General features: G+C 68.7%; 20 protein-coding genes and 1 pseudogene. 9 read left to right on the top strand and 12 right to left on the bottom strand.

The features are described from left to right. Positions 1 to 268: 268 nt before the first annotated feature. Entirely contained in the window at positions 269 to 1,741 is a 1,473-nt protein-coding gene (locus LMA02_RS18350) for an alkaline phosphatase family protein (protein WP_228909153.1), read from the bottom strand. Between the two features lie 593 nt (positions 1,742 to 2,334). Here LMA02_RS18350 and LMA02_RS18355 point away from each other — a divergent pair. Then, complete coding sequence (locus LMA02_RS18355) at positions 2,335 to 2,718, top strand: hypothetical protein (RefSeq protein ID WP_228909156.1); 384 nt, start codon at positions 2,335 to 2,337, stop codon at positions 2,716 to 2,718. A gap of 225 nt (positions 2,719 to 2,943) precedes the next feature. Here the strand turns inward: LMA02_RS18355 and LMA02_RS18360 are convergent, their stop codons facing one another. Together LMA02_RS18360 and LMA02_RS18365 are read right to left on the bottom strand one after the other, a co-directional pair. Next, a complete protein-coding gene (locus LMA02_RS18360) occupies positions 2,944 to 4,173 on the bottom strand; it encodes a cyanate transporter (protein WP_228909158.1) in 1,230 nt (409 codons plus the stop codon). 222 nt (positions 4,174 to 4,395) lie between these two features. Next, on the bottom strand, positions 4,396 to 5,253 hold the full coding sequence (locus LMA02_RS18365; RefSeq protein ID WP_228909160.1) for a helix-turn-helix transcriptional regulator: 858 nt from the start codon (positions 5,251 to 5,253) through the stop codon (positions 4,396 to 4,398). Between the two features lie 95 nt (positions 5,254 to 5,348). Between LMA02_RS18365 and LMA02_RS18370 the strand changes: the two genes are divergently transcribed. Then, the gene (locus LMA02_RS18370) at positions 5,349 to 6,242 is read left to right on the top strand and encodes an SDR family oxidoreductase (RefSeq protein WP_228909162.1); all 894 of its coding nucleotides are present in this window, start codon (positions 5,349 to 5,351) and stop codon (positions 6,240 to 6,242) included. Between the two features lie 17 nt (positions 6,243 to 6,259). Here LMA02_RS18370 and LMA02_RS18375 read toward each other — a convergent pair whose 3' ends face one another. Together LMA02_RS18375 and LMA02_RS18380 are read right to left on the bottom strand one after the other, a co-directional pair. Continuing rightward, positions 6,260 to 7,636, bottom strand: coding sequence for an FAD-containing oxidoreductase (locus LMA02_RS18375; protein ID WP_228909164.1), 1,377 nt, complete (start codon positions 7,634 to 7,636; stop codon positions 6,260 to 6,262). Between the two features lie 257 nt (positions 7,637 to 7,893). Further along, on the bottom strand, positions 7,894 to 8,853 hold the full coding sequence (locus LMA02_RS18380) for a LysR family transcriptional regulator (protein ID WP_228910050.1): 960 nt from the start codon (positions 8,851 to 8,853) through the stop codon (positions 7,894 to 7,896). A 129-nt stretch (positions 8,854 to 8,982) separates the two neighbouring features. On the opposite strand from LMA02_RS18380, the gene LMA02_RS18385 reads away from it, so the two are divergent. Together LMA02_RS18385 and dctA are read left to right on the top strand one after the other, a co-directional pair. Continuing rightward, positions 8,983 to 10,149, top strand: a complete 1,167-nt coding sequence (locus tag LMA02_RS18385; protein ID WP_175726891.1) for a mandelate racemase/muconate lactonizing enzyme family protein — start codon at positions 8,983 to 8,985, stop codon at positions 10,147 to 10,149. A gap of 162 nt (positions 10,150 to 10,311) precedes the next feature. After that, entirely contained in the window at positions 10,312 to 11,679 is a 1,368-nt protein-coding gene (gene dctA / locus LMA02_RS18390; protein ID WP_228909169.1) for a C4-dicarboxylate transporter DctA, read from the top strand. 66 nt (positions 11,680 to 11,745) lie between these two features. Here dctA and LMA02_RS18395 read toward each other — a convergent pair whose 3' ends face one another. Together LMA02_RS18395 and LMA02_RS18400 are read right to left on the bottom strand one after the other, a co-directional pair. Next, complete coding sequence (locus LMA02_RS18395; protein WP_228909171.1) at positions 11,746 to 12,339, bottom strand: hypothetical protein; 594 nt, start codon at positions 12,337 to 12,339, stop codon at positions 11,746 to 11,748. An 8-nt stretch (positions 12,340 to 12,347) separates the two neighbouring features. After that, positions 12,348 to 12,470: pseudogene (locus LMA02_RS18400) on the bottom strand (GNAT family N-acetyltransferase); the annotation flags it as partial. A 163-nt stretch (positions 12,471 to 12,633) separates the two neighbouring features. Here LMA02_RS18400 and LMA02_RS18405 point away from each other — a divergent pair. Continuing rightward, positions 12,634 to 13,272, top strand: a complete 639-nt coding sequence (locus tag LMA02_RS18405; RefSeq protein WP_228909173.1) for a LysE family translocator — start codon at positions 12,634 to 12,636, stop codon at positions 13,270 to 13,272. 115 nt (positions 13,273 to 13,387) lie between these two features. On the opposite strand, the gene LMA02_RS18410 is transcribed toward LMA02_RS18405, so the two are convergent. Next, complete coding sequence (locus tag LMA02_RS18410) at positions 13,388 to 14,599, bottom strand: hypothetical protein (protein ID WP_228909174.1); 1,212 nt, start codon at positions 14,597 to 14,599, stop codon at positions 13,388 to 13,390. Positions 14,600 to 15,086: 487 nt separating this feature from the next. Here LMA02_RS18410 and LMA02_RS18415 point away from each other — a divergent pair, with 487 nt between their 5' ends. From LMA02_RS18415 to LMA02_RS18430, 4 genes are read left to right on the top strand one after another with little or no spacing between them, the layout of a single operon-like run. Beyond that, positions 15,087 to 15,836 (top strand): DUF3348 domain-containing protein, encoded by a 750-nt coding sequence (locus tag LMA02_RS18415; protein WP_228909177.1) that lies wholly within the window; start codon positions 15,087 to 15,089, stop codon positions 15,834 to 15,836. Between the two features lie 10 nt (positions 15,837 to 15,846). Next, entirely contained in the window at positions 15,847 to 18,894 is a 3,048-nt protein-coding gene (locus tag LMA02_RS18420; RefSeq protein WP_228909179.1) for a DUF802 domain-containing protein, read from the top strand. A gap of 3 nt (positions 18,895 to 18,897) precedes the next feature. After that, positions 18,898 to 19,542 (top strand): OmpA family protein, encoded by a 645-nt coding sequence (locus tag LMA02_RS18425; RefSeq protein WP_166723671.1) that lies wholly within the window; start codon positions 18,898 to 18,900, stop codon positions 19,540 to 19,542. Then, positions 19,539 to 20,165, top strand: coding sequence for a DUF2894 domain-containing protein (locus tag LMA02_RS18430; protein WP_228909180.1), 627 nt, complete (start codon positions 19,539 to 19,541; stop codon positions 20,163 to 20,165). Before LMA02_RS18425 ends, LMA02_RS18430 begins: the two co-directional genes overlap by 4 nt. 29 nt (positions 20,166 to 20,194) lie before the next feature. Here the strand turns inward: LMA02_RS18430 and LMA02_RS18435 are convergent, their stop codons facing one another. From LMA02_RS18435 to LMA02_RS35580, 4 genes are all read right to left on the bottom strand, one after another. After that, complete coding sequence (locus LMA02_RS18435; protein ID WP_228909182.1) at positions 20,195 to 20,767, bottom strand: NADPH-dependent FMN reductase; 573 nt, start codon at positions 20,765 to 20,767, stop codon at positions 20,195 to 20,197. A 54-nt stretch (positions 20,768 to 20,821) separates the two neighbouring features. After that, positions 20,822 to 21,508 carry a histone acetyltransferase gene (locus LMA02_RS18440; protein WP_228909183.1) on the bottom strand — a complete coding sequence of 229 codons (687 nt, stop codon included), beginning with the start codon at positions 21,506 to 21,508 and terminating at the stop codon, positions 20,822 to 20,824. Positions 21,509 to 22,099: 591 nt separating this feature from the next. Next, a complete protein-coding gene (locus LMA02_RS18445; RefSeq protein ID WP_228909184.1) occupies positions 22,100 to 23,383 on the bottom strand; it encodes an isoprenylcysteine carboxylmethyltransferase family protein in 1,284 nt (427 codons plus the stop codon). Positions 23,384 to 23,503: 120 nt separating this feature from the next. Continuing rightward, on the bottom strand, positions 23,504 to 25,720 hold the full coding sequence (locus LMA02_RS35580; protein ID WP_228909185.1) for a collagen-like triple helix repeat-containing protein: 2,217 nt from the start codon (positions 25,718 to 25,720) through the stop codon (positions 23,504 to 23,506). Positions 25,721 to 26,012: the final 292 nt, after the last annotated feature.

Below are 26,012 nucleotides of genomic sequence, written 5' to 3' on the forward strand. Positions count from 1 at the left end.
GGCGGCCAACGGCGGATGTGGATTCCGGATCACGAACGACGACGGGCGCCGCGTCGCGATGCGGGCGCCGGGATTGCGAACGAGTTAACGGCGGCGATGACCGGAAGTTTTTATCCGAACGCGACGCGAACCCGACGGAATGCGACAGAAAGGGGAGCGGCATGGGTTGCCGCGGCGCGGCAGTGTACTGAATGTCGAGGTGGTAGGGCACGCGTGGGCAGCCGCATCGGTGTCGATCGCGGCTGCCGCCCGCGCGTTGCCGTCAGCCTCAGGTCCGGAACCCCAACGCCGCGGCCTTCGCGCGCAGGTCCGAGAATCGGTCGGCGGCGGGATTGGCCGCCATTTGCGAGGGATCGATGCCCGACACCGAGCTGGACGGCGAAGGCGCGGTGGCCCCTGAACACGTTCCGCCGAACGGCCCTTGCGCGACCGTGAACGCCGGCGCATCCGTACGCGCCGCGCCGGTGAGATCGAGTGCGTAGGCGAGATTGAAGGTCGCTCGATCGCTGCCGCGCACACCGAGCGGCTTCAAGCCGAAGCGCCATTGCAGCAGCGCGTGAATCGAGCTCGGGTCGAACGGATAGCGCGTTACCGTGCCTGCACGCACGCGCGGGCCGAGCAGCGCGAGCGGCACGCGAAAGCCGAGCTTGCCGTCGTTGCCAACCGCGTGCTCGTTGTTGCTGATCGGCCGGATCGGCGGCACGACGTGCTCGAGAAATCCGCCCCATTCGTCGTAGACGATGATCATCAGCGTGCGGCTCCACGTCGGGCTCGTGCGCAGCGCGTCATACACCTGGTTGAGAAATGCCTGCCCGTCGCGGATGTCCGCGTGCGGGTGGTCGTCGGCGGACGTACCCGACTGCTCGCCGGTGAAAACCGGATCGACCATGCAGAACGGCGGCAGCGTGCCCGCCGCCGCATTCGACAGGAACTCCGAAAACGGACGCGAGATGCCGAGATAGCGCGTGCCGTAAAGCGCGGTGAATGGCACGTCGTGGTAGTAGTAGTTGCAACCGACGTTGGCGTCGCTGAGGTTGTCCCAGATCGTGCGCAGCGACGAGTTGTCGACACTGTCGGTGAGGCGGTCGGTGGCGCCGCTATGCAGATAGAGGCGATTCGGGATCGTGTCGGTCAGGACGCCAGTGAAGTAGAAGTCGCCGATGGTGTAATTGCTCGCCACCGCGTTGAAGAACGGCAGGTCCGCCGCTGTGTAGAAGCCGATCGGCAGCAGGTCGCCCTGGGTCAGGCTCGTGCCCGGTGTGAGGAGAAAGCCGTTCATCGCCCCTGAGGCCAGCTGCGTGCGTCCGCCCTCGTAGCTGTGGTTCGGGTCGTGGTACGCGCACGCCTGATAGCCGTATGCGGGATCGGCCGACAGGGAAAACGGCGCGTGGGTGCCGCCGAACGCGTCCTTGTATTGGCGGTTCGCCGGCATGCCCTCGGCGCCGGGCACCCAGCCCAGGAAGTGATCGAACGAGCGATTTTCCATCGTGACCAGCACGATGTGATCGATGCCCGAACTCGCCGGGTCGGGCAACGCTGGCCGCGGCAGGCTGTAGCGATCGCGAGCATTCGGCGATGGCGTGTCGCCGATCGACGGCGCGGGCGCGTTGCCGTCCGGTGAATTGATGTCTCCATCTCCGCCGCCTCCGCAACCCGGCAATGCGACACTGCCGGCCACGGCGGCAACACCGGCCAGAAAACGTCGGCGGTTGTAGCGGCGATATGCATCTGTCTCGTCCATGACAACGTCTCCTTCGTTATTGGATGCGGCGCTGGCTAGCCGATCGCGCGTCGCTGCCGCGAAGCGACGCGCACTCGCGGTGCGGAAAATGCGAGCGGGCGCAAGGCGCAACCTTCATGCCTGCGGGCGACCGTTCGGTGCGGGCTGCTGCGGATGCTGTTGCGCATTCGGCGGGCGCTCGGCCGTCGCACTGGCCGGCTTGCATGTGCGGGTCGCGACTGCTTGTTCGGCGCAGTGCACCATTCGGCGTTTCATGCGTGACGAGGTCGTAGTCGGACGATTGAACGGCGCCAATGCACAGGTCGTTGGTCAAAAGGAATCGACGATCGAGGCATGGCGAGAAGCCGTGCCGGCAGCTTCGTGGCGCCATGTCGTTTGCGAACGCACAGTTGACAGTCGCGGCCGGATTGCGGAGAGTTTCAACATCGTTGCGCGGGCGCAAGCGCGGTGTCCGGTTCCGTGCGTGTGCAACGAGCAAGACGACGGCGCTCGCACGACTGCCGCGCCGACCCGAAACCGCTGCACTGTCGATGCCGATGGTTGAGCGTCGGCGGACATGCTAGGATTTCCGACAAACAACTTCGGAGACTGCCATGCCGTTCATCTGCGAGAACGTTGAATGCCGTGCCGTGCTGGCTCGAGGGCAAGTCAGGTCCCATGAGGAGGACGCGGGCTGGTGCTTCTACTGCCCGGACTGCAAGGCCAGGAACGAGTTGAAGAATATCGGCGCGGCCGACGGCCCTGTCGAGCTGATTCAGCCGGAGCGGTCCGGTCTTCCACACAAGGTCGTCGCGACGGCCCGGCCACTGGAAGACGGCAGATACGCGGCGCAGTTGCGCGTTCAGCGCGCGCTCGCAGTGAAAGGAACATACGCGGCCGAAGAGCAGTGGGAGGAACTTGGCGTGTTCCCCGACCCGCAAGAGGCCGTCGCGCATGCGAGGTCCTTCGCAACGGACCTGCTTGAACCTACAACGTAATCATCGATACCGTCAGTTGTGCTGCGGGTAGTGCCACCGCACTCGCTCGGTGACACTATCCGGACGTAATGAATACGCGTCCTCGGAGCGCCGCACTGTCGTGCGGTTCGAGGCGTCATGACGGTTGCCTGAAACGAAGAAGGGGCGTCGTGCACGCGAGCACGACGCCCCTTTGCATTTCCCGCTCGCGTCCGTCAGTTGTAGATATCGAATGAAGTCGGTGAGTCAGCGTGCGGCGCCGGTGATGCGGGCCATGCTGCGCCGATAGCCGGCGGGCGAGAACGTGGCGTTCAACGCAGCCGTCGACGCGATCACGCCGATGTGCAGCCACCACGCGATCGCGAAGCCGCCGCCCGCGTCGCGCAGCCAGCCGATCAACCACGGGCTCGCGGCGACGATCAGGAAGCCGACGCCCTGCACGAACGCGGCGAGCGCACCCGCGAGCCGCGCGTCGGGCAGATGGTCGAGCGTGACGATCAGGCTCATCGAGAAGAAGCCGCCGAGCCCGAGGCCGACGCTCGTGACCCACAGCCACGGCGCGAACGCGGGCATCGTCGCGAAGCCGACGAAGCCGCTCGCCTGCAACGCGAGCGTGAGCCACAGCACCGCGCGGCGATCGTGCGAACGTTTCGCGAGCAGCGGCATCGCGAGCGCGCCGATTGCCTGGAACAGCGCCATCCACGCGAGCAGGTTGCCGCTCGCCTGCGGGCTCATGCCGACGCTGCGATAGAACGCGGGCAGCCATGCGACGAGGCTCGCATAGCCGCTGTTGCTGAGGCCGAAGAACAGCGCGAGCCGCCAGGCACGCGGAATCCGCGCGAACGCGGCGACGGGCGCGGATGCCGTCGCGGCGTGCACCGCGTCGCGCGGCGCCTTCGCGCGCCACAGCGCGAGCGTGACGAGCGCGGGCACGGCCCACACGGCGAGCGACAGATGCCAGCCGCCGTGCGCGGCGAGCCATGGGCTCGCGATCGCGCCGAACGCACCGCCGCCGACCAGCGCGGCCGAATAGAGCCCCATCGCGAGCGGCAGCCGGTCGACGAACCAGCGCTTGGCGAGGCCGGGTGCGAGCGACTGGATCACCGCGACGCCCGCGCCCGCGACGATCGCGGTGACCACCAGCCCGGTGCTGCCGCCGGTCCACAGGCGCGCGGTGCAACCCGCGGCGATCAGCGCCAGCGCGACGGTCAGCGCGCGGTGTTCGCCGACGCGCCGCGCGAGCCCGACACCGATGCCGGCGACGACGCCCATCAGCACGAACGGCAGCGTGGTCAGCAGCGCGGCCGCGCGGAATCCGAGGCCGGTGTCGGCGCGCACGAGGTCGAGCACGGGGCCGAACGCGGTCAGGAACGGACGCAGGTTGAGGCCGGCCAGCACCAGCAGTGCGAGCGCGCCATAGGACACGTAAGCAGCGTGCGGGCGGGGAACGGCTTGCGCGGTGCCGGGGTCGGTCATCGAAATGCTCCAGAACGGGCCGGTGGCCCTGTGATGCGATGCCGAAAGGGTAAAGGCGCGCTTGGTCCGCGGAAAATTAAATATTCGACTGGGTGTCAGTGCGGATCGCAATGGCACGGCGCGGCATGACGGGGCCGGATGGGCGGAGCCGGCCGGGCGGCGGCCGTTGCAGCGGCGGCGCGGCGGGTTCGGTGTGATGCAGGGCGCACCCTCGACGCACCGCTACGCGGCCGGCGTGTGCGGGTCGCGGGCCTGTTCACGGGCGGCGACGAGCGTCCGGATCCGCGCGCGATCGGCCGGCGTCGCGGGCGTGAAGACCACGAGGCTCAGATCCGGGCGGCCGGTCACCGAGAACGCCGAGTATTCGAGTGCGATCCGGCCGGCCTGGGGATGACGAATCTCCTTCGTCCCTTCGTCATGCGAATGGATGTCGTGGCTGCGCCACATCGCGTCGAACTCCGCGCTCGCCGCGCGCATCTCGTCGACGAATGCCTGCACGGCCTGCGTCGCGCCGCCGCGCGCGATGTCAGCACGAAACGCGCCCACCGCGAATCGCGCGACGCGTTCCCAGTTCGGCTGCGCGTCACGCACCGCGGCATCAATGAAGATCAGCCGCAGGATGTTGCGCGCGGGCGGCGGCAGCGTGGCGTAGTCGGTCAGCGTCGCGGCGGCCGCGTCGTTCCACGCGACGACGTCCCACGTCGCCGTGCGCATGATCGCGGGGCTGGCGTCGAGCGAATCGAGCACGTGCTGCAGGCGCGGCGTCACGTCGCGGCTCGCGTGATAGCGCACCTCGGGTGGATGACCGAGCCCGATCAGGAACAGGTGCTCGCGTTCGGCGTCGTTCAGCAGCAGCGCGCGGGCGAGCCGTTCGAGCACGTCGGCCGACGGTGCGCCGCCGCGCCCTTGTTCGAGCCACGTGTACCAGGCGGCGCTCACGTGCGCGCGCTGTGCGACTTCCTCGCGGCGCAAGCCCGGCGTGCGGCGGCGCGCGACGGGCAGCCCGAGCGCGGCCGGATCGAGTTTCTCGCGGCGGTCCCGAAGGTACGCGCCGAGCGGGTTGTCGGATGCGTCAGCCATAGCCTGTTAGTTCGTTTACCGGTAAACCGTCACGTCTTCACCGTGCGCGACGCTCGACAGATAGTAAGCCTGTCATTCATCCGGAGGTGTTGAACATGCGTGTCTTTGTTACGGGAGCATCGGGTTTCGTCGGCTCCGCGGTCGTCGCCGAACTTGTCGCCGCCGGGCATTCCGTGCTCGGCCTCGCGCGTTCCGACGCGGCCGCCGCATCGGTCGCCGCCGCGGGCGCGGACGTGCATCGCGGGTCGCTGGAGGATGCCGACAGCCTCACGCGCGGCGTGCAGGGCGTCGATGCGGTGATCCACACGGGATTCAATCACGACTTCTCGCGCTTCGCGGAAAACTGCGAACTCGACCGCCGCGCGATCGAAACGATCGGCGCGGCGCTCGCGGGCTCGACGCGGCCGCTGGTCGTCACGTCGGGCCTCGCGCTCGTCGCGCCGGGCCGCGCGGCGACCGAGGACGATGCGCACGTGCCGGTATCGGCGGGCTATCCGCGAGCGTCTGAAGCAACCGCGGCCGCGCTGGCCGCGCGCGGCGTGCGCGCGTCGGTCGTGCGCCTGCCGCCGTCCGTGCATGGCGATGGCGATCACGGCTTCGTGCCGCGCCTGATCGCGTTCGCGCGGGAGAAGGGTGCATCGGCGTATCTCGGCGACGGCGGCAACCGCTGGCCCGGCGTGCACCGGCTCGACGCGGCGCGCGTGTACCGGCTCGCGGTCGAACGCGGCGCGCCTGGCGCGCGCTATCACGCGGTCGACGATACGGGCGTGCCGTTCCGCGAAATCGCGGAAGTGATCGGCCGCCGGCTGAACGTGCCGGTCGTGTCGAAATCGGACGCGCAAGCCGGCGAGCACTTCGGCTGGTTCGCGATGTTCGCGGGAATGGATGCGCCCGCAACGAGCGAGCGCACGCGCGCATGGCTCGACTGGGCGCCGACGCAGGCCGGGTTGCTGGCCGACATCGACCGGCCGCGGTACTTCGAAACCTGACGCGCGCCCGCCGCCCTTCATTCGACCGGATGCAAGTCCTGCAGCAGCGTCGGCACGAGCTCCGACACGGTCGGGTGGATGTGCATCGCGCGGCTGATCGTCGTGTACGGCGCGCCGGCGGCCATCACGTCGAGCAGCGCGTGCACGACCTCGTCGCCCGTCACGCCGAGGATCGACGCGCCGAGAATTGCATGGCTGTCCGCGTCGACGATCACCTTCATGAAACCCTGGCTCTCGCCTTTTTCGACCGCGCGGCCGACGCGCGTCATCGGCCGCGTGCCGACCAGCAGCCGACGGCCGGTCTGCTTCGCTTCCGCGAGCGTCATGCCGACGCGGCCGAGCGGCGGATCGACGTACATCGCGTACGCGGCGATGCGGTCGGACACCTTGCGCGGATCGCTGTCGAGCAGGTTCGCCGCGACGATCTCGTAGTCGTTGTACGCGGTGTGCGTGAACGCGCCGCGCCCGTTGCAGTCGCCGAGCGCCCAGATGCCGGGCACGTTGGTGCGCAGTTGCTCGTCGACCGTGATGTAGCCGCGCGAGTCGGTCGCGACACCGGCCTGTTCGAGCCCGAGATCGCCGGTGTTCGGCACGCGCCCGACCGCGAGCAGCAGGTGCGAGCCCGCGACCTCGCGGCCGCCGCCCGCGCAGTCGAGGCCGACCACGATGCCGTCGCCGTCGCGCCGCGCATTCAGGCAGTTCGCGTCGAGCTGCACGTCGATGCCTTCGTTCTCGAGAATCTCGCGCACGGCCTGCGACACGTCCTCGTCCTCGCGATGGATCAGGCGCGCGCCCTTCTCGACGATCGTGACCTTCGAGCCGAAGCGGCGGTACATCTGGCCGAATTCGAGCCCGACGTAGCTGCCGCCGATGATCACGAGATGCTCGGGCAGGAAGTCGACGTCCATCATCGTCGAGTTGGTCAGGTACGGCACCGAGTCGAGGCCTGGCATCTGCGGGATCTGCGCGCGCCCGCCGACGTTGATGAAGATGCGTTCGGCCTCGAGCAGTTCGTCGCCCACGCGCACCGCATCGGGGTGCTCGAAGCGGGCATGGCCCTGAAACACGGTCGTGTTGTCGAGCCCGCGCACCCATTGCTCGACGCCGTGGTTCGAGCGGCCGGAGATCCGGTCCTTGCGCGCCTTCACGGCCTTCATGTCGACGCTGACGGGGCCGACCGACACGCCGTATTCGGCCGCGCGCCGCGCGAGCTGCGCGGCGTACGCGCTCGCGATCAGTGTCTTGGTCGGAATGCAGCCGGTGTTCACGCAGGTGCCGCCGAAGCGGCCGCGCTCGACGATCGCGACTTTCATGCCGGCGCCGGCGAGTCGCGCCGCGAGCGGCGGCCCGGCTTGCCCGGTGCCGATGACGATCGCGTCGAAGTGTTGCGTCATGACGTCCTCCTGCGCTGGTTCAACGTGGGAAGGGAGGCGCGCAAGCCGCATGCCGCGCCGGCGCGTGCCCGAACGGCGACGCGCGCCTATGGTAGACCGGTTGGCGCGGGTGTGCGAGTTTGCATGGATGCGCGCGAGACGGAACATGCTTCATTCCCGACCGGGCGGGCGGCTTCCCGCCCCGTGGCAATGTGGCCCCGTGATGTGTCCCTGCATCGACCGCTCGCGGCCGGAAGGGCCCGGGGGCCGGCGCGGTGTCAACGCTTCGATCGAGCGGATCGCTTGCGGTCCGGGGCCGCCTTGGCTACGTCGACCGGAACGAACGGTGCCTCGAAGTGCTTGACGAGAAAGTCGATGAACGCGCGGGCCCGCGTCGATTCGTTGCGTTGCCCGGGATAGTAGACAAACAGGTCGGCGGACGGCAGGACGACGTCGGGCAGCACGAGACGCAGCCTGCCGCTCTGGATGTATTTGGCGAGATCCCACTCCGAGCGGATCAGGATGCCGTGACCGTCCAGCGCCCAGCGCAGCACGATGTCGCCGTCGTTGCTGGACAGCGAGCCGCTCACCTTCAGCGCTTCGAGGTGATCCTCCTGCATGAAGCGCCACACGCCGAATGCATCGTCGTTCTGCGTGTGGATGATGCAGCGGTGATGCGCGAGATCCTCCTTGCACTGCGGCACGCCGTTGCGCTCGAGATACTTCGGCGACGCACACAGGAACCGGCGATTGCTCATCAGGCGGCGCGCCCTCAAGCGCTGGTCCGGCAACTCGCCGAACCGGATGGCCATGTCGAATGCGCCTTCGACGAGGTCGACCGGGCGATCGGTGACCACGAACTGGACATCGACGTTCGGATAGCGCTTCGCGAATTCCGACACCAGCGGTGCGATGGTCGTGCGCCCGAAACCGAGCGTCGCATTGATGCGCAGCCGCCCGTGCGGGTCCGCGGGCGTGCCCGCGATCGCGTCCTCCATCTCGCGCACCTGGTCGAGAATCTGCGTGGCGTACCGCGCGTACATCTCGCCTTCCGGGGTCAGGCTGACGCTGCGGGTGGTCCGGTTGACCAGCCGCTTGCCGAACCGGTCTTCGAGAATGCCGAGCCGCTTGGTTGCCGCGGGCGGCGTGATCCCGAGCGAGCGGGCCGCGCCCGACAGGCTCTTCAGTTTGGCGAGCTGGACGAAGAACTCGAAGTCGGAGGTCGAATCAGTTCTCACTTTGAGTAAAAAATGAAATGAATTGAGGTGAATTATAGGGCGCTCTCCGCGGACTATGCTCCGTCTCGTTGCAGCAACGTGCATGCAATCGAGATACCCCGCAAACGTGCCAGTCCAGGAGACGCCGCCATGAGAATCGTCGAGATTCGCGAACAAACCGTTCCGATCAGTTCCCCGATCCGCAACGCCTACATCGACTTCAGCAAGATGACGCTGAGCCTCGTCGCCGTGATCACCGACGTGATCCGGGACGGCAAGCCGGTCGTCGGCTACGGCTTCAATTCGAACGGCCGCTACGGCCAGGGCAAGCTCATGCGCGAGCGCTTCATCCCGCGCATTCTCGAAGCCGACCCCGGTGCGCTCGTCAACGATGCCGGCGACAACCTCGATCCGCACCGAATCTGGGCGACGATGTTCACCAACGAGAAGCCGGGCGGCCATGGCGAGCGCTCGGTCGCGATCGGCACGATCGACATGGCGGTGTGGGACGCGGTGGCCAAGATCGAAGGCAAGCCGCTGTTCCAGCTGCTGGCGGACCGCTACGGCGACGGCCGGCCGGACCGCAGGATCTTCGTGTATGCGGCGGGCGGCTACTACTATCCGGGCCAGGATCACGAGAAGCTGAAGGACGAGATGCGCAGCTACATCGACCGCGGTTACACGGTCGTGAAGAAGAAGATCGGCGGCGCATCGCTCGACGAAGACCTGCGACGCATCGACGCGATCCTCAGCGTGCTCGGCGATGGCCAGAAGCTCGCCGTCGACGCCAACGGCCGCTTCGATCTCGACACCGCGATCCGCTATGCGAAGGCGCTTTCGCAATATGACCTGTTCTGGTACGAGGAACCGGGCGATCCGCTCGACTTCGAGCTGCAGGCGACGCTGCGCAATTACTACGACAAGCCGATGGCGACGGGCGAGGACCTGTTCTCGATGCAGGATGCCCGCAACCTGATCCGCTACGGCGGCATGCGCGCCGACCGCGACTGGCTGCAGTTCGACTGTGCGCTGAGCTACGGCCTCGTCGAGTATCTGCGCACGCTCGACATGCTGCGCCAGCACGGCTGGTCGCCGAGCCGCTGCATTCCGCACGGCGGTCACCAGATGTCGCTCAACATCGCGGCCGGCCTCGGCCTCGGCGGCAACGAGTCGTACCCGGACCTGTTCCAGCCGTACGGCGGCTTCCCCGACGGCGTGAAGGTCGACAACGGCTACATCACGATGCCGGACCTGCCGGGCATCGGCTTCGAAGGCAAGGCCGACCTGTACGCGCAAATGCGGAAGCTGTCCGCATAAGCGTTGTCGGCAAGGTGCGCCGGACGCTCGACGGCGCACCGCATCACATCACACAATAATCAGTCGGGCAGGCGGAATCGGCATGGGCGTTCAGGGCGATCGGCTGCATCGCCGGCACGCGTGCGCTTTCCGGAAACAGGACGCCATGCACAGGAGACAGTCATGCTGGCATCACGCATTCGCAGAACGCTTTCCAAACTCTACGTCCAGGTTCTGATCGGCATCGTCGCCGGCATCCTCGTCGGGCACTTCTACCCCGATATCGGCTCCCAGCTCAAGCCGCTCGGTGACCTGTTCATCAAGCTGATCCGGATGTTGCTCGCGCCGATCATCTTTGCGTCGGTCGTGGTCGGCATCGCGCGCATGACCGATCTTCACGAAGCCGGCCGGGTGGGTGTCAAGGCCGTGCTGTATTTCGAAGCCGCGTCCACTGTCGCGCTCGTGGTCGGGATGGCGGTCGTCAACCTGGTCCGGCCGGGCAGCGGGATGAATGCCGATCCGGCGAAGATCGACGGTGCCGCAATCGCCAGCTACACGCACGCGGCGCAGCATCACGGCGCGCTCGACTTCCTGATGAGCATCGTGCCGGGCAGTGTCGTCGGCGCTTTCGCGAACGGCGAGATACTGCCGATCATCTTCTTCTCGGTCATCTTCGCGATCGCGCTCGCGAAACTCGGCCCGAGGACGGCGCCGCTCGTGGACATGCTGGACATGTTCCTGCAAGGGATGTTCGGGGTCGTGCGCATCGTGATGCATGTGGCGCCCGCCGGCGCATTCGGCGGGATGGCGTTCACCATCGCCAGATACGGGATCGGCACGCTCGCACAGTTCGGACAACTGATGCTGTGCCTGTACCTCACGTCGATCCTGTTCGTCGTCGTGGCGCTCGGCCTCGTCATGCGCGTGTGCGGGTTGTCGCTGTGGCAATACCTGCGCTATATCCGCGACGAGATCCTGATCACGCTCGGCACGGCATCGACGGAAGCCGTGCTGCCGCAGATGCTGCTCAAGATGGAGCGAATGGGTTGCTCGCGTCCGGTCGTCGGGATGGTGCTACCCACTGGCTATACCTTCAATGCCGACGGCACCGCGATCTACCTGACGATGGCGTCGCTGTTCATCGCGCAGGCATTCAACATCCACTTGTCGATCTGGGACCAGCTTCTGCTGCTCGGCGTGCTGCTGCTGACGTCGAAGGGCTCGGCGGGTGTCGCGGGCGCGGGTTTCGTCGCGCTGGCCGCAACCTTGTCGACCATGCATCAGGTGCCCGTATCGGGTCTGGTCCTGCTGCTCGGCGTCGATCGCTTCCTGAACGAGGCGCGCGCCGTCACGAACCTGATCGGCAACGGCGTGGCAACGGTCGTGGTGGCCCGCTGGGAAGGGGCGCTGGACCTCGACAAGGCCCGAGCCGTTCTCGATCGTCGCGCCGGGGCGGAGTCGCTCGTCGCGGACGAGCACGACGCGGGACCGCCGGCGCCGCAGCGGCACACGCAGGCGAGCGCGCCGGGCATGCAATCGAATGTGCGCTAGTCGCGGCGTGTCAGGAGCACGGAGACGCGCATGACGAAACCTGAGCATGCTCGCCGCGCGCGGGTTTCATTCCTTGCGCCGCCACTGGCTGAACGACACCGGCTTGCGCGCGTCGGCCCGCACCGCGCTGACGAAGTCGGGCTTGCCAGGATCGACCGGAAACGATTCGGTATGGATCTGGCTGGAAAACACCCATTCGTGCGTGCGCGGGACGTAGTGAAACGTCACGTAGTCGCTCCAGTGCTGTCCGCATGCGACGTCGTTCTGCACCGTGAAATAGCGCCCCTTCACGGCGATCCCGCCTTCGGCGGCGGATTCCGGATCGAACGGGTCGCACTGCAGCGCGTCGTTCGCGCGCAGCACGACGTTGTCGTTGCGCGCGGCGAGCCGATAGGTGTGGTCGGCCTGTTCCTCATAGATCAGGAGCGGGCGCGGCGACGGCTGCTCGCGCGTGTCGGTCGCGCGATGCACGACGACGAGCAGGGTGCGCCGGCCGTTGCCGAGTGCCGGGCCGGGCTGCGCGACGAAAGGCTGATAGCCGGCCGGCAACTGCGCGGCGATCGACGGCGGCAGCAGCGGCGCTGCCTGCGCATGGCAGCACCACGCGGCGAACAGCGGAACGAGGAGGGCTCGATGAACCGCCGGGGCCGGTGCGCGCATCGTGCCCCTCACAGATCCCGCCCGAGAAACTCGGTGCCGGGCACCGGATTGAACGCAACGGGCGCCGCGGGCGTGAAGCCGAGCGAACCATACGGTTGCCTTGCGGCGGCGAATTCGGACAGCACGGTCATGGCGGGTGGTGCGGGATGGCGGGAACGGCAGCCAGCATAGCAGCGCGCCGGTGCTTCCGGCGGCTCGCGAAGCGTGCCAGAATCAGCGACTTCCCCGTCGGGAATCGACACGATGCGACACGCAGGCGCCGGCGCTTCGGCGTCGCTGATCAAGGAGACTTCGATGACTGCATCGGCTGCCGTACTCGCCATTCTGGCCGCGCTATGGCTCGGCGCGATGATTCCGGGCCCGAGTTTCGTGCTGGTCGCCCGCAATTCGATCGGGCTGTCGCGCCGCGACGGGCTCGCTACCGCGCTCGGCATGGGCGTCGGCGGGATCGCGTTCGGCGGCGTCGCGCTGGCCGGGCTCTACACGCTGCTGCAGACGGTCGAATGGCTGTATGTCGGGCTCAAGGTGGCGGGCGGCGCGTACCTGATCTACATGGCGTTGAAGATCTGGCGCGGCGCCGAGCGGCCGATCGCGATGGACGACCCGCAGGCCTCCCTCGCCGGCAGCACGCGCAAGTCGTTCTGGGTCGGCCTCACGACCCAGCTGAGCAACCCGAAGACGGCGATCTGGTATGGCAGCATCTTCGCGGCGCTGTTGCCGCAGCATCCGCCGCTGTGGTGCTACCTGGCGCTGCCGCCGCTCGTGTTCGGCGTTGAGTGCGGCTGGTACACGATCGTCGCGCTGTGCTTCTCGACCCGCCGGCCGCGCGAGCTTTACCTGCGCGCGAAGAAGTGGGTCGACCGCGTCGCGGCCGGCGCGATCACGCTGCTGGGGCTGCGGCTGATCCTGAACGCGCCGAAGGCCGGGATCTGACGACGGCGGTGTCGCCGGGGCTCACCGCCGTTTCATTCCTGACGGACATGCCGCCATGGCCGGTCATGCCGACGGGCGATGGGCCAGCCCGCTTCGTCCGATGCGCAAGCGCGCGTCACGCCGCCGGATACCGCTCGATCAGCGCCGCGAACCGCGCTTCATCCGGAAACGCCGTCACTTCGTACCGCACCGGCCGGTGCGCGGTGGCCGTCATCAGGTCGCCGCATGCGTCCCGCAGCGCGGCCATCGGCACGTGGGCCGACTGCCGCGTCGCTTCCCGATACAGCACGACGATGTCCGTCTCGGGCAGCAGCGTCGGCACGCCGTCGCTCCACACGCCGACGCTGAACAGCTCGCCGTTCTGCCGCCGGTACACGGTGTAGGTCGCGACGAAGATGTCGGTGCCGTCCCGCTGGTGCAGGTCGTTGAGCAGTGCCCGCTGATCCTGGTAGTCGCCGGCGAGTTCGTCCACGCGCAGCGCATGCAGCTTCGCTTCCAGTCCTTTCGGAACAAAATTCCGCCACGCGGCGCCGTCCCAGCGCAGCATCAGCGACGGCAGCGGGCGCGGCTGCGCGCGCGCCTGTTCGGCGAGTTCGACCATCGTCGCGAGTCCGGCCGCATTGCGGTCGCCGGTGAGCAGCAGCACCGTCCGGTTCGGCGCCATCACCACCGGCGCGCCGGAGATCGGCTGGCGGTGCAGCAGGTCGGTCAGCAGCAGCCGCGCCGCGTCGTAGTAGTCGCCGAACTGCGACAGGAACACGCCGTCGCGCAACGCGGCCCACGGCGCCGACGACATGCCGCGCAGGTTGTCGATCGCGACGTCGCATGCATCGTCGAAAGTGACGCCCCATTCGGCGAGCCGCGCGGTCGTCAGCCGCGCGACACTGAATTCGCCGTCGTACGCGATGCCGATCTCGAGGTTCTCGCACAGCGGCCGGAACGCGACTTCCGACGCGCCGGGTTGTCCGGCGAGCTGCAGCGCGACCGCGCCGCGCTCGGTCGCGCTGCGGATCACGGGGCGCAGCCGCGTGCGGACGTCCGCGAAGTTCGACGGAATCTCGTGCTGCATCATCGCGTTCGCCTGGCGCTTCAGCGTCGCTTCGCGCTCGGCCGGCTTCGCGCCCGCGTAGTCGCGGAACAGGTTGTGCAGGTTGATGATGTTCGACGGGACATCCGCTTGCACGAGACGGCCCTTGTCGTCCTCGTGAAGCCACTCGCGCGTGTCGCCGGTCGCCCGCAGCGCGGCGATCAGGCGTTCGGCGAAGTCCTGCCGGGTCGGCGGTTTGCTGAAACGCTCGCGCAGGCGCGCGACGAAGTCTGAAAGCATCGTGAGCGGTCGGGCGGGCCCGTCTGTTATTGGTTCTGTTGTCATGGGCGGCGGCACCCGTCTCGCCGGGGCGCCGACTGCGGCCCGCGGATATCGGCCGGATATCCGTCACGCGTCCGGCGACCCGCGCGCCGGGTGCATGGCGGCGCGGGCCCGCAGCGGGCGCGATCGCGTGGCGGGTGTCGCGATGGTACCGCACCGCGTGGCGAAATCGTACACAGGCGAACATCATCGGCCGGCGCGGACCGGCGCCCGCCGGGCCGGCTTCGGCAGGCGGCCGCGCACGTTGCCAGGGCCGGGCCGGCTGTGGCCGGGTACGTCGCCAGGACCGCGCCGGCTGTCCGCCACTCCGACGATCGGCCCGCGAGCCTTGTGCGGCGGGCGTTCGCGCCGGTTGCGCGGCATCCGAGGCCGGGGCGCTTCCCCGATTCTCGCGGTCGACCTGCCGCCGACGTGTAAACTGCTGCCTTTTTTGACGGTTTGCAGCATGGTGCAAGCTCCTCCGCGCCCGGCACTCAGCGGCCCGACGCTCGTCCGGCTGCTCGCGCGCCTGACCGATGCCGACGTCGCGGAATCCCGGCAGGCGCTGTCGGACCGCCTGAGCCAGTGGCTCGGCTGGACCGACGCAATCACGCTGTCGTCCGCGCTGAATGCGACCCCGCCCGGCGTCGCGGCCGGCGTGCGGGGTTACGACGCCGAGCGCGACGGCGCGCGCGTGCGCCACGACCTCGCGCAGGCGATCACGGCCGCCCACCGCCCGCGGACGCGGCGGCGCCCGGGCGAGATGCCGCCGCCGCCCGCCGACACGGCCGATTTCGCGGACTTCCGCCAGAGCTGTCTGTCCCTGCAGCAGGAGATGGAGACCGCGATCGGCCAGTTGCGCGGCCGCCTGCGGGTCGCGCTCGCCGCGCGCTCGTCCGGGATGGCGCGGCTCGCGGCACTCGACGCGATCATGGAGCGCGTGCTCGGCGCGCGCGAGCGCAGCCTGCTGTCCGCCGTGCCCGCGCTGCTCGGCACGCGCTTCGAACGGCTGCGTGACGCGGAACGGCAGGCGCTGGCCGACGCGCAAGCGGCCGCCGATGCCGGCGCCGACGGCGACGCACCGTCCGCCGCGGCGATCGTGCCCGGCACGTGGCTCGAGTCGTTCCGCGACGAGATGAAAAGCATCCTGCTCGCCGAACTCGAAGTCCGGTTTCAAACGGTAGACGGGCTGCTCGCAGCCCTTCGTACCTGCTAATCCCTACGCTATGTCCAGAATTCGTCTTGATCTCGTTGTCTTCATCGCCGGCCTGCTCGCAGTCTGCTGGATCGGCGTCGGCTATGTCGCGTCGAACCCGCTCGCGGCAGCCGTCACGCTGCTGATCGGCGCGTGCTACGTCGCCGGTGCGTGGGAACTGCAGCGCTACCGGCAGGCGACCGCCACGCTGTCGCGCGCGGTGGCCGGCCTGACCGAACCGCCGGCGACACTCGACACGTGGCTCGATACGCTGCCCCCCGGCCTGCGCGGCGCGGTGCGTGCGCGGGTCGAAGGCGCGCGCGTCGCGCTGCCGGGCCCGTCGCTGACGCCGTATCTCGTCGGCCTGCTGGTGCTGCTCGGCATGCTCGGCACGCTGCTCGGGATGGTCGTGACGCTGAAGGGCACGGGCGCCGCGCTCGAAAGCGCGACCGACCTCGACGCGATCCGCGCATCGCTGATTGCACCGGTGAAGGGCCTCGGCTTCGCGTTCGGCACGTCGATCGCGGGTGTCGCGACGTCCGCGATGCTCGGCCTGCTGTCCGCGCTCGTGCGCCGCGAACGCGTCGACGCGGGCCAGCAGCTCGACGCGAAGATCGCGACCACGTTGCGCGTGCATTCGTCCGCGCATCAGCGCGACGAATCGTTCCGGCTGCTGCAGCGCCAGGCCGACGTGATGCCGGCGCTGGTCGACCGGCTGCAGACGATGATGACGACGCTCGAGGCGCGCAGCGTCGCGCTGCACGATCGTCAGATCGAAAGCCAGCAGGCGTTCTTCGATCGCACCGAGCGCGCGTATGCCGGTTTGGCGTCGAACGTCGGCGACGCGCTGAAGGAAAGCGCCGCCGAAAGCGCGCGGGTGGCCGGTGCCGCGCTGCAGCCGGTCGTCGCGGCGACGATGACGGGCCTCGCGCAGGAGATGGCCGCGCTGCGCGACACCGTGACGGGCGCCGTGCAGCGTCAGCTCGACGGGCTGACGGACGGTTTCGAGAAGACGACTGAAAACGTGACGGCCGTATGGAACCGCGCGCTCGACGAGCAGCGCCGCACGGGCGACGCCGTCGCGCAGCAGCTGCAGACGACGCTCGGCCAGTTCACCGACACCTTCGCGCAGCGTTCGACGGACCTGCTCGACGGCGTCGCGACGCGCCTCGAATCGACCGAAAGCCGCCTGTCCGACGCGTGGCGCGACGCGCTCGCGCGTCAGGAGCAGGTCGGCGAGACGCTGGCCGGCCAGCATGCGCAGGCGCTGGGCGACGCCGCCGCGACGTTCGAGCGGCATTCGGGTGCGGTGCTCGCCGCGATGCGCGAGTCGCATGCGGGGTTGCAGACGCAACTGGCCGCGCGCGACGAGGAACGGCTGTCGGCATGGAATGCTTCGCTGACCGCGATGGCGACGAAGCTCGGCGACGAATGGCAGCGCGCGGGCGCGCACAGCGCGGGCCGTCAGCAGGAGATCTGCGACGCGCTTGCGCAAACGACGCGCGATCTGACCGCGCAAGCGGCGACGATCGAGCAACGCTCGAACGATCTGCTGTCGACGATCCGCGATTCACATACGGGCCTGCAGACGCAATTGGCTGCGCGTGACGAGGAACGTCTGGCGACGTGGAGTGCTTCGCTCACGGAGATGGCGACGAAGCTCGGCGACGAATGGCAGCGGGCAGGCGTGCACAGCGCGGGCCGTCAGCAGGAGATCTGCGACGCGCTTGCACAAACGACGCGCGATCTGACCGCACAAGCGGCGACGTTCGAGCAACGGTCGAACGATCTGCTGTCGACGATCCGCGATTCGCACTCCGGCCTGCAAACGCAACTGGCTGCGCGTGACGAAGAACGTCTCGCGACATGGAATGCTTCGCTCACGGAGATGGCGACGAAGCTCGGCGACGAATGGCAGCGGGCAGGCGTGCACAGCGCGGGCCGTCAGCAGGAAATCTGCGACGCGCTTGCACAAACGACGCGCGATCTGACCGCGCAAGCGGCAACGTTCGAGCAACGCTCGAACGAGCTGCTGTCGACGATCCGCGATTCGCACTCCGGCCTGCAAACGCAACTGGCTGCGCGTGACGAAGAACGTCTGGCGATGTGGAATGCTTCGCTCACGGAGATGGCGACGAAGCTCGGCGACGAATGGCAACGTGCGGGCGTGCACAGCGCAGGCCGTCAGCAGGAAATCTGCGACGCGCTTGCGCAAACGACGCGCGATCTGACCGCGCAAGCGGCGACGTTCGAACAACGCTCGAACGATCTGCTGTCGACGATCCGCGATTCGCACACGGGCCTGCAGACGCAACTGGCAGCGCGCGACGAAGAACGCCTTTCCGCCTGGAACGACTCGCTCGCCGCGATGGCCGCCGCGCTGCGCGACGAATGGGCGCGCACGAGCGAACAGGCCGCGACGCGCCAGCAGGACATCTGCGACACGCTGACCCGCACGGCGAACGACATCACCGCGCAGGCGCAGGTGCACGCGAGCGACACGATCAACGAAATCTCGCGCCTCGTGCAGGCCGCGTCGGAAGCGCCGAAGGCCGCGGCCGACGTCGTCGCCGAGCTGCGCCAGCGCCTGTCCGACAGCATGGTGCGCGACACCGCGATGCTCGAGGAGCGCAGCCGCCTGCTCGCGACGCTCGAAACGCTGCTCGGCGCGGTCAATCACGCGTCCACCGAACAGCGCACCGCGATCGACGCGCTCGTCAGCACGTCGGCCGACCTGCTCGATCGCGTCGGCGCACGCTTCAACGACACCGTCGATGCCGAAACGCGCAAGCTGGATGCGGTGGCCGCGCAGGTCACGGCGGGCGCCGTCGAGGTCGCGAGCCTCGGCGATGCATTCGGTGCGGCCGTGCAGATCTTCGGCGAATCGAACGACAAGCTGCTGAACCACCTGCAGCGCATCGAGGCCGCGCTCGAGAAATCGCTCGCGCGCAGCGACGAGCAGCTCGAGTACTACGTCGCGCAGGCGCGCGAGGTGATCGACCTGAGCATGATGTCGCAGAAGCAGATCGTCGAAGACCTGCAGCAGATCGCCGGTCGGCGCGCATCGGTCGGAGCGTAACGCATGCATGACGAAATCGACGACGGCACGCCTTCCGCGCCGGTGTGGCCCGCGTTCGCCGACCTGATGTCGGTGCTGCTCGGCGCGTTCGTGCTGATTCTCGTCGGCGTGATCGGCATGCAGTTGCAGCTCACGTCGAAGCTCGAGGAAGCCGTGCGTGCGCGCCAGCAGGAGGCGCAGCAGCGCAAGTCGCTCGAACAGGCGCTCGCCGGGCCGCTCGCGGCCGGCCGCGTGACGCTCGTGAACGGCCGCATTGGCATCAGCGGCGCGGTGCTGTTCGCCCTGAACTCCGATCAGCTGCAGCCCGAGGGTCGCGATCTGCTGAAGACGCTGGCTGGGCCGCTGGCCGCCTACCTGAAGACGCGCGACGAGATCCTGATGATCAGCGGCTTCGCCGACGACCAGCAGGTGCGCGCCGGCAACCGCCAGTTCGCGGACAACTGGGAGCTGTCGGCCAAGCGCGCGCTGACGGTCACGCGGGCGCTGATCGACGCCGGCGTGCCGGCGCGGTCGGTGTTCGCGGCCGCGTTCGGTTCCGAGCAGCCGGTCAGCTCGAATGCGGACGACGAAGGCCGCGCGAAGAACCGCCGCGTGGAGATCGCACCGGTGCCGCGCAAGTCCGCATCGAACGGAGGGAAGCCGAAGTGACGGACGACGCGACGCACGTGCGCGCGACGCTCGACGCGTGGCGCGAGCAGGGCGCCGACCGGCTCGATCCGGTGCGCTTCCATCGGCTCGACGCGCTTGAGAAGCGCGCGGCCGCGTTCGACGGCGATGCGCGCGCGTTGCTCGATGAGCGGCTCGCGACGCTGCTGGAAGGGTTTGCGGAGCTCGTCGCGCGCGCCGGTGAAGCGGCAGGCACGAGCGAGCCGGCGCAAGCAATCGCGCAGGCGCCTGCACGCGGCGCGCTCGGCGGGCTCGTCGAGCAGCTCGCGCGCGATGCGCAGGCCGACCGGCGCGGTGTCGATCCCGAGCTGATCGACTTCTTCCGCACGATGTGGTCGAAGGTCCGGACCGAACAGCAGTATCGACAGTCGCTCGACCAGGTGCCGCGCAACGCGGGGCCGCTCAATTCGAACAGCCTCGTGCATCGGTCGCTCGCGACGATGCGCGAGCTGTCGCCGGAATATCTGCAGCAATTCCTGTCGTATATCGATGCGCTGGCATGGCTCGAGGATCTGGCCGGCGGCGGCGCGCAGCCGGAGAAGGAAGCGCCGCGCGCGAAGGCGGCGAAGCCGGCGAGGAAGACCACGCGCACCAAGGCGCGATAACGTACGCGGTCGGCTAAACCGATCGTTGTCTAGCGGCCCGGCGCCTGCGCGTCGATCGCCGCGCGCAGTGCGTGCAACGCGTCGGTGAGCGCCGACGCGAACGGCGGATGCGCGGCGATGCCCGCCGCTTCGAGCTGGCTGCCGAGGATCGGCAACGCGATCGATGCGCGCTCGACGATGCACGCCGACATCACTGACAGCGTTTCCCGCAGCGCCGCGTCCGCGTGCGTCGCGCGCGGCGACGCGTTCAATACCGCGACCGGCTTGCCCACGACGGCTTCGCATCCCACGATCCAGTCCAGCGCGTTCTTCATCACGCCCGTCACACCGTGTGCGTATTCCGGGCTTGCGATCAGCACGCCGTCCGCGGCGTTCAGCCGCTCGATCAGATCACGCACCGCGGCCGGCGACGGATGTTCGGCATCGGGATTGAACAGCGGAAATTCGCCGAGACGATCGAAGCGCGTGATGCGCATCCCGCGCGGCGCGACGCGTGCTGCCGCATCCAGCAGCGCCGCGTTGTACGACTGCGCACGCAGGCTGCCGCACAGCGCGACGATGTCGATGCGGCGTTCGGAATCGGTTCGGGGTTCGGTGGCCATCGAGGCGGGTGTCGGTAGGTGGCGTGCGCGGCGGCGTCGCGCGAATCCGCCGGATTATCGCATCGACGCGTGATCGGCGTGAGCGACGTGACGCGCGTTGGCGGCGCGGTGCAGATGGGCGAGTTCGCGTCCCGCCTGCTGAAATCTCGCGTCCTGACACCTTGCGCCAGCGACGTCCGTCATCCCGGTTGCCCGCGCCAGATCGCCGAGCGTCCACCCGTTGCCGAGCAACAGCCGGCGCGTATGCAGCGCGCCGTGCACGTGATCCGCGACGGCTTCGCCGAGATAACGCAGCGCGCGGCCTTCGACGTCGACGAAGCCGTGCCGGTAGTCGTGCGCGAGCGCGGTCCACAGCTGCGCCGCGCCGACCGACTGCCGGGCGCCGCTGATCAGGCACAGGCCCGCGTCGAGTGCCCAGCGATACAGCGTCGTCGCGAGGCCCTTGCGTTGCGCGGACCCGCGCAGCCGCGTATGCGGGGCGCGCAGGTAGCGGTCCGCGCGGCGCGGGAGTTCGGGCAAGCGGTTGAAGATCGTGTAGCCGGCGAGTTGGCGGGCCGACGGATCCTCGACGTAAAGGAAGTATTCGCCGTCCGCCTCGCGGTGGCGGACGATCAGGCCCGAGTCGCCGAGCGCGACGGCCGGCAGGCCGTGCAGGCGATGGCCCGGCTGGTGCAGACGCGCATGGAGCGCGTCGAGTTCATCGTCGATGTCGTGCTGGGAATGCTGTACGTCGATACGCATGGCAAAAGGCGCCCGTCCCGGGCGCATCGAGAAAGGGGTTCATCGCAACGGGGAAGGGACAGGGAAGCGGCCCCCGGGCTCGACGCGCGAGCCGGGGCCGCGAATCAGCTGGGGATGTGCTGGAAACCGGCGGCGATCGCGGCGAGGCCCGCGATGCAGAGTGAGAACAGGATCAGGACTTTGTGGATCACGCCTCTCTCCTCATGAATGCGCGGCGCCGAAGGACGGTGCCGCGGAGACGGTGACGGCGGGCACGGCCCGCGCGGCCGTCGTGCGGGACGACGGTCGGAGGTCCGGCGACAGGCGCGCGCGGACGGTCAGCACCATACGCGACCACATCGGGGCAGGCAATCGGACGCCGGGAGAAAAGCGAGGAAACGCGGGGAATCGGCGTGTTTCGCGACAATCGGTCGCAAGCGAGCGGCGTGTGATGGCGATGCGTTTGCGTGAACAGGGCTCGGCGTGCGACATCGCGAGTACGTTTGTGCCGCACGTGCGCGACACGACACGGTAGCCGCTGCGTCGATCGCACGCGTTCCGCCGGGCTGCCACGCTCGAGGCGCTCATCGAACCGATGAGCGCGAGACACCCTCACGCCGCCTGCCGCACCCCGAACGCCTGCTTGATCCGCGCGAACAACCCGTGCCGAGCGATCCATTCCGCATACGCGCGATAGTCGGGATCCCGCATCAAATGCCGTTCTTCCGTCTTCGCCCGCGTGTAGTAGATCAGGTTGACCGCGACGAGCCCCGCGCAGTGCATGAGCCCGAGCTGCCAGCCGAGCGGCTCGACGAACGGCACCGACACCATCCAGTACGACAGGTTCTTCGCGATGTATGCCGGATGCTTCGTGAAGCGGTACGGGCCCGACGTGATGATCCCGCGGTTCGTGAGGTTCGAGAAACGCAGCCCGAACGAGATCGTCGACAGCGCGTAGGTCATCAGCAGCAGGATGATCACCGCGCCCCAGATCACGCGCAGCGTCGGCGCGGACAACAGCCAGTTGTCCCAGAACAGCGAGCCTTCGTAGCGGATGTAGTTGTTCGAGATCAGCGACCAGAACGGCTGGTAGCACATCAGCGCGGCGACCCAGCCGAGCGTGGTCGGCTCGACGGTGCGCACGTGGCTGTCGAGGATGCGGAACGTGCACAGGTAGCCGACGGTGCCGAACATCAGGTCCATCGTGAACGACAGGTCGTACAGGAACACGAAGGTCGCGAGCGTCATCGGCGCGTGCAGCGCGTTCGCGAGCGATGCGCTCAGGTGATCGGCGTCCTTCGACAGGTAGACGGTCATCAGCGGCAGGAAGAACGCCTTCACGCCCCAGCCGGCGAGCATCTCGCGCACGGGCTGCCAGCTCGCGGGCTTCTCGCGGCGGAACAGGAAGCGGCCCCACAGCAGGTACGCGTCGTCGGTCTCGCGCTGGTGGCGATCCATCCACGCGAAGTAGAACGGCGCGGCGACGATCACGTACGGCGCGAGCGAGCGCAGCAGCGACCAGAACGGCAGGTAGAACGCGCCGTGATATTCGGGCAGCAGCCAGTAGAGCAGGCCGATGCCGGCGTAGATCGACGTCAGCGCGCCGAGCCGCGTCGCGACGCGGGCGAGCCCGAGCGTGCGCACGGCCTGCCGCGACAGTCCCGCGCTCGGGCGCAGGTAGACGCGCGAGATGAAGATTTCGTGCAGCGCGATCGTGCCGATGATCGCGAGGCTGGCGATGACGGCGCGCGTGGCCGCGTCGAGGGTCGGCTGGTCGCGGGTGATCCACAGCGCGAACAGGCCGGCCGCGATGCCGAGCAGGCCGGCGCGCAATGGTGTGGCGGAACGGGGCGGGCGGTCCTGGACCGCGGCGATGCCGTCGATGGTGGAATTCATGATCGAATCCTCGTCGGGATGAGGGCCGGCGCCCCCGCTTGGCGGGTGACGCCGGCCGTCGGCCGGGCATTGGATTGGTACGCGCCCGGCCATTGGCCTGTGGTTTTGATAGGTGAAGCGTTACTTCTTCGGGGTGGCGCCGAGCAGGCCGCCGAGCAGGTTCGTCACCGGCGCGAGCAGATTGTTCGTGCCGCCCGCGGCACCGGTCGAGCTGCCGGTCAGGCCGGTCGTGACGGCGCCGCTGCCGGACGGCGTCGTCACCGTGCCGGCCGCGCCGCTCGGGCTGGCCGTGCCGAGCGCGCCCAACGCGCCGGCCGGCGACGTCAGCGAACCCGTCAGCGTGCCGACGGGACCGCTCGTCAGCGCACCGCCGAGGTTGCCCGTCAGGCCGCCGCCCGGCGTCGTGACTGTGCCGGTCAGGCTGGCGCCGAGCGGGGTCAGCGAGTTGACGAGGCCGGTGACCGGCGCAAGCAGGCCGCCGACACCCGAGCCGCTGGTGCCACTCGTTCCGCTCGTTCCACTCGAGCCGAGGCCGCCGAGCGCACCCGTCACCGTGCCGAGCAGGCCGGTGATCGGCGCGAGCGGGCCGCCGCTGGTACCACTCGTCCCGCTGGTGCCGCCCGACCCGCTCGAGCTGCTGCCGCCGCCGAGCCCGCCCGTCAGCGTACCGAGCAGACCGGTGATCGGGGCGAGCGGGTTGGTGCCGCTGCTGGAACTGCCGCTGGACAGCAGGCCGCCGGTCGACGCCACCGTGTTGCCGAGCTGGGACACGCTGCCGCCGGCGCTCGTGCCAACCGGGTTGCCGGTTGCGCTGCCGACTTGCGAACCGGCCAGGCCGAGGCCGCTGCCGAGCGTGCTCAGCAGGCCGCTGAGCGGGGCGCCGAGCAGGGTCGCGTTGCCGAGTGTCTGCGTGGCGCCCGGCGTCGTGACGCCGCCGGTCAGCGTGTTCGTGATCGGGTTGATCACGCTGCCGAGCTGCGTCTCGAGTTGCTGGACCGGCGTGCTGTTCAGCGCCGTGTTCAGCGCTGATGCGGTCGAGTTGACCGCGGTGCCGACCGTGTTGACCAGATCGCCGACCAGGGTCGTGGCCGGCGCGAGCGGCGACAGCGGTCCGCTGCCGAGGCTCGTCACTGCGTTGCCGAGGTTGTTGACCGCGCCGCCGGCGCCGGTCAGCAGGCCGGTGGTCGACGTGAGCGTCGGGCCAAGCGGGTTCGGCGACACGCCGATCGAGCCGAGGCCCGCCGCGACGCCGCTGCCGAGCGACTGCACGCCGTTGCCGAGGCTCGTGACCGCGTTGCCGATGCTGGTGGCCGTCGTCGGGTTCGTGCCGGGGACCTGCACGCCGCCGATCTGCGCACCGCCGTTCGCGACCGTCGTGCCAAGTCCCGTGACGAGCGTGCCGGTTTGCTGGAGGACGTTGCCGAGCGGGGTGACGTTGCCGGAGGTGCCTGAGGTGCCTGAGGTGCCGGATGTGCCCGACGTACCGGAGGTGCCGGACGTGCCCGAAGTGCCCGACGTACCAGAAGTGCCCGAGGTGCCCGACGTACCAGAAGTGCCCGAGGTGCCCGAAGTGCCGGAAGTCCCCGACGTGCCGGAAGTACCCGACGTACCGGAAGTACCCGAGGTGCCGGAAGTACCCGACGTACCGGAAGTACCCGAGGTGCCGGACGTACCCGACGTACCGGAAGTACCCGAGGTACCCGAGGTACCCGAGGTACCCGAAGTACCCGAGGTACCCGAAGTACCCGAGGTACCCGAAGTACCCGAGGTACCCGAAGTACCCGAAGTACCCGAAGTACCCGAAGTACCCGAAGTACCCGAAGTACCCGAAGTACCCGAAGTACCCGAAGTACCCGACGTACCAGAAGTGCCCGAGGTGCCCGAGGTGCCGGACGTTCCCGACGTACCAGAAGTGCCCGAGGTGCCCGAGGTGCCGGACGTTCCCGACGTACCAGAAGTGCCCGAGGTGCCGGACGTTCCCGACGTACCGGAAGTACCCGAGGTGCCGGACGTGCCCGACGTACCGGAAGTGCCCGAGGTGCCGGAAGTACCCGATGTACCCGACGTACCCGAAGTCCCCGAAGTCCCCGAACTACCGCCTCCCGACGTCCCCGACGAGCCGCCACCGGAAGTCCCCGAACTACCGCCACCGGACGTACCCGTCGAGGTGTTCCCGGATGCGCCCGACGTCCCCGAAGTCCCCGAAATGCCGGACGTTCCCGACGTGCTCGGCTTGACCGACGGCGTCACCGGCCCGTCGACCGAGCCGCAGCCGTAGAGTGTGACGAGCGACAGGACGGCCAGCGATACCGTCGTTTTCTTGAAGTAATGGTGCATGGTGCCCTCGACATTGGAAGTTGTGTCCGGGCCATTACTGCAAATTCCGCGCCATGGCATCTTTCGCGCGACGCGCCGGCGCTTTGTTGCGGAAATCGGGAATATCGCCGCGATTTAAACGGAGGAATGGTGGTTTCGCGCGACGGGCGCGACAGCTGGGCTGAACGCGGTTGCCGTGATGTTCCCGTAAGGCGCCGTAACGCGCGGCGCGATGTTACGTAGCGTTCGTCCCGACGCGACGCGGGTGGCCGCAACCGGAACGCCACCTCTTTGACGAAACGCCCGCGTGCCG

The organism is Burkholderia sp. B21-005 (assembly GCF_020843965.1).
GTDB lineage: Bacteria > Pseudomonadota > Gammaproteobacteria > Burkholderiales > Burkholderiaceae > Burkholderia > Burkholderia ambifaria.